The 13485-nt window shown below is 40.3% G+C and carries 12 protein-coding genes; 4 read left to right on the top strand and 8 right to left on the bottom strand.

The features are described 5' to 3' along the window. Nucleotides 1–153: 153 nt before the first annotated feature. The 3 genes from G7058_RS09255 to G7058_RS09245 are packed head-to-tail and all read left to right on the top strand — an operon-like array spanning nt 154 to nt 4157. Nucleotides 154–1122 carry a substrate-binding domain-containing protein gene (locus G7058_RS09255; protein WP_166063271.1) on the top strand — a complete coding sequence of 323 codons (969 nt, stop codon included), beginning with the start codon at nt 154–156 and terminating at the stop codon, nt 1120–1122. A 12-nt stretch (nt 1123–1134) separates the two neighbouring features. Next, nucleotides 1135–2580 (top strand): sensor histidine kinase, encoded by a 1446-nt coding sequence (locus G7058_RS09250; protein WP_166063270.1) that lies wholly within the window; start codon nt 1135–1137, stop codon nt 2578–2580. Next, nucleotides 2580–4157 carry a response regulator transcription factor gene (locus tag G7058_RS09245; protein ID WP_166063269.1) on the top strand — a complete coding sequence of 526 codons (1578 nt, stop codon included), beginning with the start codon at nt 2580–2582 and terminating at the stop codon, nt 4155–4157. Before G7058_RS09250 ends, G7058_RS09245 begins: the two co-directional genes overlap by 1 nt. Nucleotides 4158–4432: 275 nt before the next feature. Here the strand turns inward: G7058_RS09245 and helD are convergent, their stop codons facing one another. The 4 genes from helD to G7058_RS09225 all read right to left on the bottom strand — a co-directional run bounded on the left by helD (nt 4433) and on the right by G7058_RS09225 (nt 9310). Then, the gene (gene helD / locus G7058_RS09240) at nt 4433–6685 is read right to left on the bottom strand and encodes an RNA polymerase recycling motor HelD (protein WP_166063268.1); all 2253 of its coding nucleotides are present in this window, start codon (nt 6683–6685) and stop codon (nt 4433–4435) included. Between the two features lie 186 nt (nt 6686–6871). Beyond that, the gene (locus tag G7058_RS09235; protein ID WP_166063267.1) at nt 6872–7492 is read right to left on the bottom strand and encodes a sugar O-acetyltransferase; all 621 of its coding nucleotides are present in this window, start codon (nt 7490–7492) and stop codon (nt 6872–6874) included. Continuing rightward, complete coding sequence (locus G7058_RS09230; RefSeq protein WP_166063266.1) at nt 7489–8259, bottom strand: SDR family NAD(P)-dependent oxidoreductase; 771 nt, start codon at nt 8257–8259, stop codon at nt 7489–7491. Before G7058_RS09230 ends, G7058_RS09235 begins: the two co-directional genes overlap by 4 nt. A 118-nt stretch (nt 8260–8377) precedes the next feature. Continuing rightward, nucleotides 8378–9310, bottom strand: coding sequence for a ring-cleaving dioxygenase (locus G7058_RS09225; protein WP_166063265.1), 933 nt, complete (start codon nt 9308–9310; stop codon nt 8378–8380). Between the two features lie 108 nt (nt 9311–9418). Here G7058_RS09225 and G7058_RS09220 point away from each other — a divergent pair, with 108 nt between their 5' ends. Continuing rightward, nucleotides 9419–9586: a hypothetical protein gene (locus G7058_RS09220; RefSeq protein WP_166063264.1), complete on the top strand. Its 168-nt coding sequence runs from the start codon at nt 9419–9421 to the stop codon at nt 9584–9586. 9 nt (nt 9587–9595) lie between these two features. On the opposite strand, the gene G7058_RS09215 is transcribed toward G7058_RS09220, so the two are convergent. From G7058_RS09215 to G7058_RS09200, 4 genes are all read right to left on the bottom strand, one after another. Next, nucleotides 9596–10237 (bottom strand): hypothetical protein, encoded by a 642-nt coding sequence (locus G7058_RS09215; RefSeq protein WP_166063263.1) that lies wholly within the window; start codon nt 10235–10237, stop codon nt 9596–9598. 80 nt (nt 10238–10317) lie between these two features. After that, a complete protein-coding gene (locus tag G7058_RS09210) occupies nt 10318–10980 on the bottom strand; it encodes a DUF6320 domain-containing protein (RefSeq protein ID WP_166063262.1) in 663 nt (220 codons plus the stop codon). After that, a complete protein-coding gene (locus G7058_RS09205) occupies nt 10980–12356 on the bottom strand; it encodes a condensation domain-containing protein (protein WP_227004428.1) in 1377 nt (458 codons plus the stop codon). Before G7058_RS09205 ends, G7058_RS09210 begins: the two co-directional genes overlap by 1 nt. After that, entirely contained in the window at nt 12307–13296 is a 990-nt protein-coding gene (locus tag G7058_RS09200; RefSeq protein WP_166063261.1) for an alpha/beta hydrolase, read from the bottom strand. The genes G7058_RS09205 and G7058_RS09200 overlap by 50 nt, the downstream gene beginning before the upstream one ends. Between the last annotated feature and the right edge of the window lie 189 nt (nt 13297–13485).

Here is a 13485-nt window from a genome sequence, read left to right as displayed (position 1 = left end):
TTATGGAAATGATAAACTAATCTTGGTTTTCTTTCGATTTCCCTTGGATTATATTAGTTAGGGAACGAATTATCTTATAATATGGTAAAATTATTTGGTAAGCGTTTTAAAATCTAATGATAATTTTATGGAAGTATTCGAAAGGACACACCTATGAAAAAGTTTTTATTTTACCTGCTCACTTTATTCATTTTAACGGGATGTACTCATGCCATCGATCGCGATGAAGATGCCCTTTCTCCGGTCGTGGGTTTTTCGCAATCGGGAACTGAAAGTAACTGGCGTAAAGCGCATACGGATTCAATTATCACTGAATTGGAAAAAGAAGACTATCAAGTGCTTTATCGCAATGGTTTCCTAAATCAAGAACGTCAAATTCAAGATATACGCCGCTTTATTGCTTATAAAGTCGATTTGATTATTTTAGCACCACTTGTCGAAAGTGGATGGGATACTGTGTTAACCGAGGCAAAAGATGCCGGTATTCCCGTCATCATTGTAGACCGCAATATCCAAACGAGCGATTCGGACTTATATATTACTCATGTCGGACCTAGTTTCAAGGCAGAAGGCAGTCGCGCTGGCCTGTATTTAAGTAACTATGCTTCCCAATCTTCGGAATCTACTATTAACGTATTAGAATTAAAAGGTCTCGAAAACGCGGCCTCCACTACTTTACGTCACGAAGGTTTTCTGGAAACCATCGGACGCGATAACCGCATCCAGGTGACGCAAACGTTGCAAGGTGACTTTATCCGTTCGAAAGGAAGAGAAGTAATTCGAACGGCCCTTCAAGATGGAACTTTCAATGCTATTGATGTGCTTTATAGCCACAATGACGAAATGACTTTAGGAGCACTCGAAGCTTTAAAAGAACTGGCACCAGACAAAAGTGATGAACTAGTGATTATTTCGATTGATGGTCAGAAAGATGCCATAGATTTGTTAAAGAAAGGCATTATAAACTGTGTAGTAGAATGCAATCCACATGTTGGTTGGTATGTGGTAAATGCCGTTAGTCGCCATTTATCCGGTAGTAAGATTCCAAAAGAAATTTACGTTCCGGAAACTGTCTTTTCTGATCAAGGTGACCTAAGCATGATTCCTACAAGAAATTATTAACGAGGATAGACGATGACTACAAAAAAAACGATTAGAGAACTCATTTTCCAATCAACAAAATGGATGCGTTTACTAGCTATTATTCCGCTGGTAGTCAGTATCATTATTTATACGAATCATCTTTTTACATATCAACGAGCGGTAAATAATATTCATCGCGCCAACGAGATTTCAACTGCTTTTCGTACACAAGTCATTGAGGATGTTTGGGGATTGGTATATGGCCAAGTGACCCCTGCTGTTTTCAGTCAGGAAAATATTATTACTGATTTACGTGAAGATATCACCGATATGGCAGACAAAGCACAGAGTCAGGCGGAACATGCCACTCTAATGCTCACTTTAGAAGCAGTTGATTCGATGGAAACATATGTCGAAACGATTAAAGAGAATATCGTTATGAACCAACCCGTGGCTAAAAATGAAAATGTGATGCTGCAGGTTGAATCCAGTAACTTGCTTGTTCTTGATATTTTGCAGGAATTCATTGAAGTTGAAATCAATTTTGCATCTTCTACAGGTTCGGAAGTTATGAATTCTGTTATTGTATTGTCCATTATTGAAGGCTTTGTCCTTCTGGCTACCTTCATTTTATCGAAACGAATCAAGCATTCCCTTACTAAAAACGTCGAAATGCCATTGAACGAATTAATGGAAATGTCGGATCAAATTTCCAAAGGTAATTTAAATTATCGCGTCTCAATTCCGCCGATTACGGAATTGGCCGCTCTCAGCAACCAGATGAATGGGATGGCTGAAAACCTAAACGTCCTACTGGAAGAAAATGCTAAGAAACAATACCATCTCGCTCAAAGTGAAATGCGCGTTTTACAAGCCCAGATTACTCCGCACTTCATATATAACAGTCTGGATGCTATTCTAGCGCTCGCTGAACAAGGTGATATGGCTGCCGTTCAAAAAATGACCTATTCTCTTTCCGATTTCTTCCGTATTTCTTTGAGCAAAGGAAGGGATTGGATTACCTTAGAAAAGGAAATCAAACACATTTCTGATTATTTACTTATTTTGAAGATGCGGTATGGGGATATGTTAACTTATGATATTTCTGTTAGCGAAGAGCTTCATTCGTACACCATCTTGAAGATGCTACTTCAGCCGGTTGTTGAGAACGCCGTCTACCATGGGACCAAAGCGGTGCGTCGCGTAGGCTTAATCACAGTCACTGCCTATCAAGAGGATGATATGCTTTGTTTTTCAATTGCGGATAATGGTAAAGGTGTACCGCCAGAGAAGTTAGCTGAAATTAGAGCCGAATTGAATAAGGGTGTAGAGACTGACTTTAGAGAGGGATATGGGTTATATAATGTAAACAAGCGACTCTTACTTTATTACGGAGAAAAAGCGCGTCTTACTTTTGACAGTCAGCTTAATCACGGAACGACCGTAACCATTCGCGTTCCGCTCCATGAATTAGACCAAGAAGGTGGAATAAATTAATGTATAAAGTATTTATAGTTGAAGATGAACCGTTGATTCGGGAAAACTTACGAAACGAAGTGATGACGCTGGCAGAGCGCTACCCGATTACGTTTGCGGGAGAAGCTGGAGATGGTGAATTAGCGTTAGCTTCCATTATTGATATTAAACCGGATATTTTATTAACGGATATTAAAATGCCGTTTATGGATGGAATTGAATTGGCACATGAGGCAAAGAAAATATACCCTTGGATGCGCATTTTATTTATTTCCGGATTCGATGACTTTTCCTATACGAAATCTGCCATTCAACTTCAGGCGGACGATTATTTATTAAAGCCGATTAAACCCAAGGAACTAGAGAATGCGTTGCACACTATTATCACGACTTTGGATGCTCAGAAGAATACGTTCTCGGTTAAAGATGAGAATGAAGAACTGCTTACGCATGAAGTTCACAAAAACCATTTCTTGAATTGCCTCTTCCAAGGTGATTTAAGAATGAGTGAAGTCATTAAAGAAGCGGAACAATTTCAAATAGCATTGGCGGGCAAAAAGATGTCTGTTCTCTTGGCCACAAACCACTACAATAAAAAATTTGAAGATTATTTCCATTTTAGTGAGAAACTTAAGGCCTTTTTCGGAAAGGACAGCGGCGTTTTATTTTCGAGTATTTCCTCACGGTTTATTAAAATTTTGATTTTCGAAACAGATTACGACTTGTTATTGGAAAAATGTTATCAAACGGCTAATACACTCATTCATGAATTGGATATTGATTCGTCCGATTTAGCGGTGGGAATTGGCCCGATTGTAGACCGCATCAGTGAGATTCCGCATAGTTACCAAATGGCAAAGCAATTGGTCGGGACGTATGGTCAAATCAGATCGGAGAAAATCATTAGTTTCGTTGATAACATTAAAGAAGGTGAATTGTCCCCTTCCAATCCGTTTAAGATTGATCTAGCTGATAAGATTGCTGATGTAACGATTAAAGACATCGATCCTTTTATCTATTCTCTAACCGGGCTTGATCTGGATACACTCGAGCGTCAACGCATGTTCCGCTTTTTCGTTCTCATGGAGATTGAAGCATTGCTAGTGAAGAAGCAGGCTCACAAAGAGTCACCCATTTATCGCATTAATGATTCTCAGGAAATGGGCGACATCGCGAAGTCGCTGGATCGCTACCAGAAGTATTTGAAGAATGCTTTAACCTATTTGTTGGAGGTTGAAATTCATCCAACCATGATTAAATACCGTAGCCTGATTCAACAAGCTCTGACGTATATCAATAATCATTTTGCTGACCCCGATATGACATTAAAAACTGTATCGGAAAATGTGGCCCTTAGCCCTTCGCATTTCTCGACCATTTTTTCACAGGCATTGGGTAGAACCTTTATCGAATATCTGACCGAACAAAGGATAAATTATGCCAAGAACTTACTGGTAACGACGGATGACAAGCTTACTACCATTACCCTTGAGGTTGGTTACAACGATTCCAACTACTTCAGTTATTTGTTCAAGAAAAAAGAAGGGGTATCCCCTACCGAGTACCGAAAGCGCCAGATAGAGTGTGGCGCGGTTTAGAACAAGTTTATTAACGGCCTGGACAATGTGTCCCGGCCTTTTTTTGTTTGGCGTGTGAAGTGATATTCTGTATTTAAACTACTGATGCTGCTTTCCCGCCCATTTCTAACTGTTTAAAGCACCATAAGCTCCAAAAAACGCGCACTCAAATTCAAAATGCCGTTTGAGTCGGCGTTTTTATCGGAAGACGCGCACTCAAATCAAAAATGCCGTTTGAGTGCGCACATATAAAAAAGAGAGCAAGACGTTTTGTCTCACTCTCACTCATATTTACATTATAAAACTTCGTATGACGATGGATTTGTACCTTTCAACAAGGCTGTCTGCTCGTCGGTTGTTACAATATACAATTGGTGCATGGCACGACTGAAAATTGTATACCAGATTTGCTGACGGCCATCATTCGGTAGAGACGCTAAAATAGCATCCGTTCCGCAAGCAACCACCACATCAAACTCCAGACCTTTGGCCAGACCGATTGGCATCGCAACAACTTGTTTATTCATGATACTGTCATCGCTTGAAATAACTTGATGATCGACTCCCCATGATTCAAGGAACGGTTTTACTTCATTCAATCCAACAGCTGTTGGTGTCAAGAACGCAACACGCTCGCCTTTACCAATATGCTCAGCTAAACGGCTTTTCAACGTTTCATCGAAATGCGTGTGTGACTGATGCAGGACTTCCGGCTTTTTACGGGACCGGATTGGCTGGGCGCGATGATCTTCCAACAGTGCATATTGATCCGCGAAAGCCATAATTTCTTGTGTCGAACGGTAGCTCGTCAACAAGAGATGGCGACTAATTTCTTCTTCTTCCAAAATCCTTTCCAGTTCTTTATAATCCAGATTGTTTTGCCAAATATTCTGGTTCAAATCTCCCGCCATAATATAACGGGCACGTGGATACAATTTCTTCAACAGGCGCAGCTGGAAAGGTGTAAAATCTTGGATTTCATCAATACAGATATACTGATACGCTTTTTGCGTCATCATGCCCTTCATTTGCAGGAGCAATGCATAATAACCGGTCATATCATAAAGCGATAATCTATTTTTTTTCATATCCTTTAGTACGACTTCTACATGACTTGCCCACTCTTCAGTAGTAATGCCAAATGAAGATAAATCAATCAATTGTGGAATCGAACGTAGGAAATGCAAGTACTGTGCGATATAGCGAATATGTCCTTGGCTGTTAACACGACGTTCAATAATTCTAAATGCATCCCCTACTACTTGTTTACGTAGGTAACCTTCCATCTTCACAATGTCGTGCGTCTGACGCTCGAACTGATGAATATGGTCAGTTCCATAATGTTGCAAAGCATCGTCAACCCAATCCGCCGATAAATGAATGATTTTCAATTCATCCAAACGTTGCATTAACATGGAACGTAAAATATCCAACTTCGCAGCTAAAGATCCTTTACTATCAATACGTTTGAACATCTGTTGGATTTCTTCTTTTGAAATCAGAACTTCGTCTTCACGCTTAATATCACGAAACAGTAAGTATTTTTTCTTCAACAAGCGACTGTAACGCTCGAGTGCATCATAATACTGCGAACTGCCTTTAACAGTACTGAATTTATTGTTTTCACCAATATCACTTGGAATCATGTCATAATTAGAAACCCGATGTTGAATGAATTGTGAGAAGGTATTACCCTCTACATCCCACTCACCAAGAGATGGTAAAACTTGTGAAATGTATGCTTGGAAAATGCGGTTTGGTGAGAATAACAAAATCTCATCAGCCTTCAAATGGGCACGAAATGCATATAAGAGGTAGGCAATTTTCTGCATCATTACGACTGTCTTACCTGATCCGGCTACACCTTGAATCAATACGTTACGTGGCAACGTATCACGGACAATCCGATTCTGTTCTTTTTGTAAGGTTGCGACAACTGGTCCCATTTGATTGCTGGACCCGCCTTCTAACACTTCCATTAAGTACGGATCTCCCATAACATTATCCGTATCAATCATACCGACAATTTCACCGTTCTTAACACGAAATTGACGTTTCAAATCAACTTCGAAAGCTTGGAATCGATCCCCAATTTTCAATTTTACCTGATCGCCAACGTTTCCTTCGTAATACAGTGATGAGATCGGTGCGCGCCAGTCTACGACTAGATTGTCATTGTTATCAAAGAGCGACCCGATTCCAACATAGATTTGTTCAGCTTCAGGGTCTGTTACATTGTGATAATCAATACGTCCAAAGTAAGGATCTTCTTGCATTTTTTCAAGGATTGTTCTGCGATTTTGAACTTGGGTCAGCTCATTGCTTTTAATAGTCAGATTTTGTTCGAATTCACGTAATTCTCCGGAAGATTCCCACATTGCCTCGTTGGAACTATTATTAATACGAATCTGTGAGGATTGTTTCAGCAGTTGCTTTTGAATCTCTAGTTTACTAGAGTATTCTGATTTCAAGCGATCCGCTTCTTCAGTAATAACGGAAATAACATAATCCATCCGTTCTTGTTCTTGTTGTATGGATTCATTGTTCACTTGGGTATCTCCTTTCAAAATCTTATTTTTATAAGATATATAGGTAAAAATAACACAATAAATTATACCACGTATCCGGAGATTTTGCTATTCGCTAGTAAGCTTGTATAAAAAATAAGGGCTGAGAAAAAGCGCTCAGCCCCGTAAATAATTATCTCATTAATGCACTAATGATTAGCGCATTTTTTACTTTAGATTTTCCATATCGCGATGGAATTGTGCTTGTTTTTCTTTCCAGTAAATCTTGTCCGCTTCGGTAATATCCCGGATAACGCGACACGGATTCCCAACAGCCACGGTATTACTTGGAATATTGCGAGTAACAACTGATCCGGATCCGATTACAACATTATCCCCAATAGTAACGCCCGGATTAATCGTCACGTTTCCTCCAACCCAGACATTGTCGCCAATCGTAACCGGCGTTCCAAACTCGAGTTTGGTATTACGTACTTCTGCGTCAATCGGATGACCCGCTGTAAAAATATTCACACGCGGTGCGAACATCACATTATTCCCAATATGAACTTCCGCAATATCTAAAATGAGACAATCGAAGTTCGCAAAGAAGTTGTCACCAATATAAATATTATTCCCATAATCACAGTAAAACGGTGTTTGAATTTTGAAGTTTTCACCTATGCTTCCAAACAAGTCCTTAAATAAAGCTTCACGGCGTTCCAGCTGTAAATGCGACGTTTGGTTTAGTTCATGCAAAATCGTTCTATTTTTGTCCCGATCCTTATAGAGTTCCGGATCTTCAAAAATATACAATTCTCCTGCAAGCATGCGCTTTTTTTGAATCATTGATTATCCCTCTTTTTCTGTTGTTGGTGGCCGGCTACACTTACAACCAGGCGACGTGGTAAGAGTTTCGCCATCGCTGTAGCAGCTTTCATTGTTGCACCAGGCACAATAATTGTCTTTCCGTTAAAGAGATGACGCAAGCCATAACGTGCACATTCCAATGCTGTAATACTTGGTAAGCCGAATGAAACACCGGCAACGTCATTAAATTCAGTGTCCACAGGACCTGGACAGAGTGCACTCACTACAACGTTACTCTTTTGATCACGTAGTTCTTGGCTGATTGCCTGCGTCAAACTGGTTACGTAAGCTTTGGACGCATAGTAGGTCGCCATGTAAGGTCCCGCCGGCATTAAGCCTGCTGAAGAAGCAACGTTTAAAATGTAACCAGTATCTCGCTTGATGAAATCTTTTAGGAATAACTTCGTTAAAAGATGTAAGGCAGAGATGTTCAGATTAATCATGTTCAATTCACGGTCAAGTTCGGTTGAGGCAAAGTCACCAAGCAGACCAAATCCGGCAGAGTTGACGAGAACAGTGATATTCTCATCTTTAACCGTCTTGTAGAGCTTATGGACTTCATCCAGGTCGCTGAGGTCCGCAGTAATGATGCGGCAATCAGTATCCAGTTGTTGGCTGATTTCGATTAGGCGGTCTTTACGACGTGCAACAAGAATTAAATCATACCCACGTTTACTGAGTTCAATTGCAACTTCACGGCCGATTCCTGAACTTGCACCTGTTACTAAAGCATATTCTTTTTTCATAGAGTTGTTCCCTTCCAAAATATTCTTAATTTAGTATACCGAAATAGCTACAACGTTGCTAGTAATGTATTTTCCATATAAAAAGAGGCCTGGACGTTTGTCCAAGCCCTCTGATTCTTTAATCTAGATTTCTTACCGTCACGGGGTCAAGCCCAGCTACCAACTCTTCACGTCTTGCTTCATAGTTTTCCGGTAATTTTATTGCAGTTCCTAATTCTTCTACTGCTTCGTCAACCGCAAATCCTGGTGTATCTGTTGCAATTTCAAAGAGGATTTCGCCTTGCTCACGGTAGTAGATGGCATTAAAGTAGTTGCGGTCTTTTACTTCCGTAACATAATGATTGTTATTTTTAACGTGCTCTTGCCACTCCACTAGGTTCTCACGATTTTCAGCGCGCCATGCAATATGGTGAACCGTCCCAATCCCCATTTCCCCTCTTGATACGGGTGATTGTTTAATATCAATAATATTCCCGATATCCGCTGTTGAACGGAAACGTACGAGGTCCCCTTCTTCTCCTACTTTTTCTAACCCCATTACTTCTTGAACAGCCTGAATGGTTTCAGTAGGATTTGTGGAAAAGAGAATCGCTCCGCCGAATCCTTTAATTCCTACATCAGGTGTCACTTCGCCATGTGACCATTCGGTAATTTCCCCCGCTTCACGTTCGACGATTTCTAAAATCAAGCCATGATAATCTGTAAATTGTAAATATGTTTCGCCAAAGCGGTTTTCTTTGCTAAACGGAATATCAAATTTGGCTAAGCGTTTTTCCCAGAATGGCAAGGCGCCAGTTGGAACGGCGTAAGTCGTCACACCAACTTGCCCCCCACCAATTTGTCCTTTACGTGCATTGTTCCACGGGAAGAACGTGATTACCGTACCCGGCTTCCCACCCTTATCACCAAAATACAAATGATAGGTTCCGGGATCATCAAAGTTTACTGTTTTCTTGATTAATCGCAGACCTAAAATTCCTGCATAAAAATCGACGTTCTCTTGCGCTTTTCCTACAATTGCTGTTATGTGGTGGATTCCTAAAGTTTTCATATATATGTACACTCCTTCTATTTATCTCTAATTCGAATTAATTATATCTCGAATTCGAATTATTGTCAAATAAGAAATTGTTTAGGTGTAGGAGGACGAAAATCGGACATGATTGTTATCGCATGTCTGATTTTGGGTGGAAAACCGGACATGATTGTTATCGCATGTCCGGGTTTGGGTGGAAAATCGGACATGATTGTTATCGCATGTCTGACTTTGGGTGGAAAAACGGACATGATTGTTCTGACATGTCCGATTCCACAAAAAAAGCGGTAAGCATAAAGCTTACTCGCCTGTTGTAATACCTTCTTGAATATCGGAAATAGAAATTTGAATATTGCCCGGTTCTGCCGCTTTCAATGTTTCTTCCATACCTGGTGTTGCTTGTAGGAAGAACGGGAAAGCTGCTTCGTTTGGAAATTGTCCAAATTCTGCTTCTTCTAAATAAACTAATTGGTTGTCCCACACTTTTGCATCGTTAATCGCAAAATCTAAAACGAATTGCAGATCTTTTAACGGTTGACCGGTACGGTTCATCCCGATGAAGTAACCTTGCAGCGTTCCATCTGTATTTTCTAAATAGTAACCTGTATAGAAAATCGTGAATAATCCTTCTTCTGCACCTTCCGTACTGGAAGCATATTCTTCCGCAATCGCAATCACTTGATCATAATCTTCGGTGCCTTCATCTTGTTTTAAGACATCCGGAATATATAAATCCAAGCTTTCTGTATTATTAACCGTGTCGTCGCTGGCTACGTTCCCACCAGTACCACGTGACTCTTCTGTTGCAACACTAGATTCTGTTTGCGATTCTTCGCTGACGACTATAGAGGATGATGCTTCTTCACTCTCTGTTTCAGCATCCGAACTACATCCTGCTAGTACAAAAAACGCTGACAACCATGCCAAATGTTTTAATTTCATTTCTCATACCCCCACTACATTTCTAGTTTCATCCTAACACAAATCTGTCCTGTAGCTGAAATAATACGAAACTGAACCAATCAGATAAACATGCGTTTTTGCACTTCCCTCAGCATGTCAGACCCTCTGAAAATAAAAATAATCACGAGCATCAAAGCACTTAATCCGATTGAAATCCAGCTAGGAATAACCGTTGTTACTAAGTTAAAAAGTAAAAATAAAATCGGAACTAAACCTAAAATAGCTGCCGCAACCAGATACAATACGTAATCTGAAACACGCATTTTCATAAAATAAGCGGCAATAAACAGCCCACTGATTGATGCACTACAAATAATTGGAACCGCAAAAGTTGTTGACCACCCTGTCCAACCAATCAGATAATCCAAATAAATACACAGGAGCGACAATGTGATAAGTAAATATAAGATACTCTTCGCGACATTCCGACGTTTACGCAAGATAATGAGAACAACCAACCACATGGTCATGATACCGAATAGAGACGCTTGCAACCATTGAATCCGTCCTTGCCAAATGAGCCCAAGAGCGAGTGTGACAAAAATAATCACAATCGATAAAATCGACAACCATTTCGTAATAGAGCGTTTGTCATATTTTAAGGACACTTCCGGATACGAGCTGGCAACAACTTTCTGATCTAAATCAAGCGGTAATTCACAGAGGGGGCAAAGTTCCCAGTTACCTTTGATTTCAACTTGGCAATTGTCACATTTACGCATTAGTGAACCCCTCCCAATTCTTCTTCAGTTACCTTATTCACAGTCACCGTCACAGGAATACCTTCCTTCGTCAAATGACTCGCAAACTGTTGATAAATAGCGGTTTCAATGTAAGGCGAAGTAAATGATATCGTGAAGATATCATTATGACTAATTGCACAAAACTGTGGACGAACAGCAATCGTATGAAAATAAACTTGCTTAATCAAAGGATCGACAATTTCTGGAAAACTAACCCGTCCGAGATTGGAAACAGCTAATGTTAATGAACGGTTATTATTGTAGTTAATAATTTTCAAAGCAATATCTTTTATTGGCCTTGGTACTAGGCGTCCTACCGGATGGTATTCATAGTAAATAAGGCGCGTCAACAGCGTTTGTAAATGTTCTTTTGTCAGCTGAGGGTCGAATTGTTCCTTCATTTCTGCACAAATTTCTGACAGTGTATTCTCACGATCTTCTTTATAAGTATATTCCAACCGTGTCACCGCGAAAAAATTACGCGCGGATTCAGATGGGAAAAACTGACGTAAGTTGACAGGAACTGAGACCGCCATTGTTTCGTTTCCCCGGAAGTCAGGCGCACTCTTCCGGACCGATTCCATAAATAATGCCGTTAAATATAAGGTGAGCGAAACTTTTTCACGTTTCGCCAGCTGAATAATGGACTGAACTGGCATTTCCATTTCGACAATCCGCGGACGGTTGTCTGGCGTATACGTACCTTTATAATGGTAAACTTTTTTCGTATCCGTTTCTACTTTTGGAAATAATAAGTTTTTAGCTTTTGCACTCACATCGCCAAATTTCTCGAGTGCGGATTGGGTTGCCTTGTTAAAGTTCCGCTGTTCCTTACTCCGAAAATGGCGGAAGAAGCTATCTTCACTAGACTTATCATGAATATAAGTAGACTTAAGCAGGGCATCCGTTTCAATTTCAGGGTGACGCAATCGTAAGTATTCCGCCAGCAAATCTTGAAGAAACCACATTGCTCCGGTTCCGTCAGATAAGACGTGGAAAACTTCGATACTGATGCGTTTTTTCCAATATACAACGCGGAATAAAAGGTCGCGCCGATCGAAGTGATACAGTGGTTCACAAGTCGGATTGATATCTAATCGCACCGTTGGTTTTAAGTCACTTTCTTCCAAGTAATACCAAAAAACACCCCGCCGCAACACACTGTGATACAGTTTGTAATCCTCATACACTTTATTCAGTGCTTGTTGTAAGAGATCAGGATCTACTGTTTTAGTCACTTCCGCACTGAAGCGAAACACTTTGCTGTCCCGATTCGACATAGCCGCAAGAAAAATGTTGGAAGCGTTATCGAGTCGAACCCAATTCTTCCGCTTGATTCTTTTCTTTTTTTCCAAGTGAATCACTTCCTTTCAAACTGTTATCCAAGAAGCCTTTCATTAAATGGTAAGATTTAGTAACGATATCTGTCGTCAATGGTCCAAAAATATAGTTATGAACGGTATCTTGGGCTCTGAAAATTCGAACTTTATTTCCAGCGTCTTTTAATAAATGGCCATACGCTTCCCCTTCATCACGCAAGGGATCGAATTCTGATGTGATAATCAAGGTCTCAGGCTGGTTCGAGAAATCATCCGTCATTATCGGAGAGATATAAGGCGATTGCCTTGCCGCTTCCTCTGGTTCATACATTTCCATGTATTCCTGCATTTTTTTATTCGTCAATCCATAATCATAACCATTTTCTTCCACACTCGGGAAAGGGGACCGTTCGTCATGATTCCAGAAAGTTACCGGATTTATTAGGATTTGTTTCTTAGGTAGTAACTTTCCTTCGTTCCGCAAACGTAAGGATACAGCAGCCGCTAAGTTTCCTCCGGCTGAATTCCCCATCAGAATCAGTTCTGTCGCTCCGGTAATGCCGGACAGTTCAGGCTGATTTATTAGTACATCCGTAACGCGGTAGCAATCTTCAAAGCCAGCTGGAAATGGATTTTCCGGTGCTTTTAAATAATCAACCGCCAAGATAGTTCTACCAAGTTCATCGGCCAACTGGATGCAGTCACGGGTATACGTATCAATACTCCCGGTTACCCACCCGCCTCCATGGAAAAATAGCACCAGCTCATCACTGATTTTTTCTTCCGGATGGAAAATACGGACCGGGATTTCATGGGTTAAATCTTCAGAGTAAATTTTATGGTCTAAAATCCGATAATTTTCTTTCTGAGGTGTTGCCATTAGTTCTTGAAACTTGCGTACACTTTTATAACTCTCTTGCATGTCGATTTTAGGTGAAGAAAAAATTTTTAGTATCATTTTTGTCAAAGCATTCATAGTGTTCCCTCATTAACTCAATCATTTATTTTGTTTCAGTTTGCGTGTTCTATCGTGCCTTGTCAACTTGATAAAGCTTATTTATTTTTCAGCCAGGCTTTTTCTGCAATCCCTAATGCACGCAGGTGTGCTGATTTTATAAATTGATGTTCTTGTGATTGCATCGGTATTTCTTTACTCTTCAAGCAT

Source organism: Jeotgalibaca porci (assembly GCF_011299095.1).
Classification (GTDB): Bacteria; Bacillota; Bacilli; order Lactobacillales; family Aerococcaceae; genus Jeotgalibaca; species Jeotgalibaca porci.
The sequence above is the reverse complement of the archived record's forward strand: the minus strand, read 5'-3'. Positions and strand labels throughout refer to the sequence as shown.

Excerpts from the sequence above, each read along its gene's own strand:
- G7058_RS09255 (WP_166063271.1), top strand. The coding sequence starts at position 154 with ATGAAAAAGTTTTTATTTTACCTGCTCACTTTATTCATTTTAACGGGA.
- G7058_RS09250 (WP_166063270.1), top strand. The coding sequence starts at position 1,135 with ATGACTACAAAAAAAACGATTAGAGAACTCATTTTCCAATCAACAAAA.
- G7058_RS09245 (WP_166063269.1), top strand. The coding sequence starts at position 2,580 with ATGTATAAAGTATTTATAGTTGAAGATGAACCGTTGATTCGGGAAAAC.
- G7058_RS09235 (WP_166063267.1), bottom strand. The coding sequence starts at position 7,492 with ATGATTCAAAAAAAGCGCATGCTTGCAGGAGAATTGTATATTTTTGAA.
- G7058_RS09230 (WP_166063266.1), bottom strand. The coding sequence starts at position 8,259 with ATGAAAAAAGAATATGCTTTAGTAACAGGTGCAAGTTCAGGAATCGGC.
- G7058_RS09225 (WP_166063265.1), bottom strand. The coding sequence starts at position 9,310 with ATGAAAACTTTAGGAATCCACCACATAACAGCAATTGTAGGAAAAGCG.
- G7058_RS09220 (WP_166063264.1), top strand. The coding sequence starts at position 9,419 with ATGATTGTTATCGCATGTCTGATTTTGGGTGGAAAACCGGACATGATT.
- G7058_RS09215 (WP_166063263.1), bottom strand. The coding sequence starts at position 10,237 with ATGAAATTAAAACATTTGGCATGGTTGTCAGCGTTTTTTGTACTAGCA.
- G7058_RS09210 (WP_166063262.1), bottom strand. The coding sequence starts at position 10,980 with ATGCGTAAATGTGACAATTGCCAAGTTGAAATCAAAGGTAACTGGGAA.
- G7058_RS09200 (WP_166063261.1), bottom strand. The coding sequence starts at position 13,296 with ATGAATGCTTTGACAAAAATGATACTAAAAATTTTTTCTTCACCTAAA.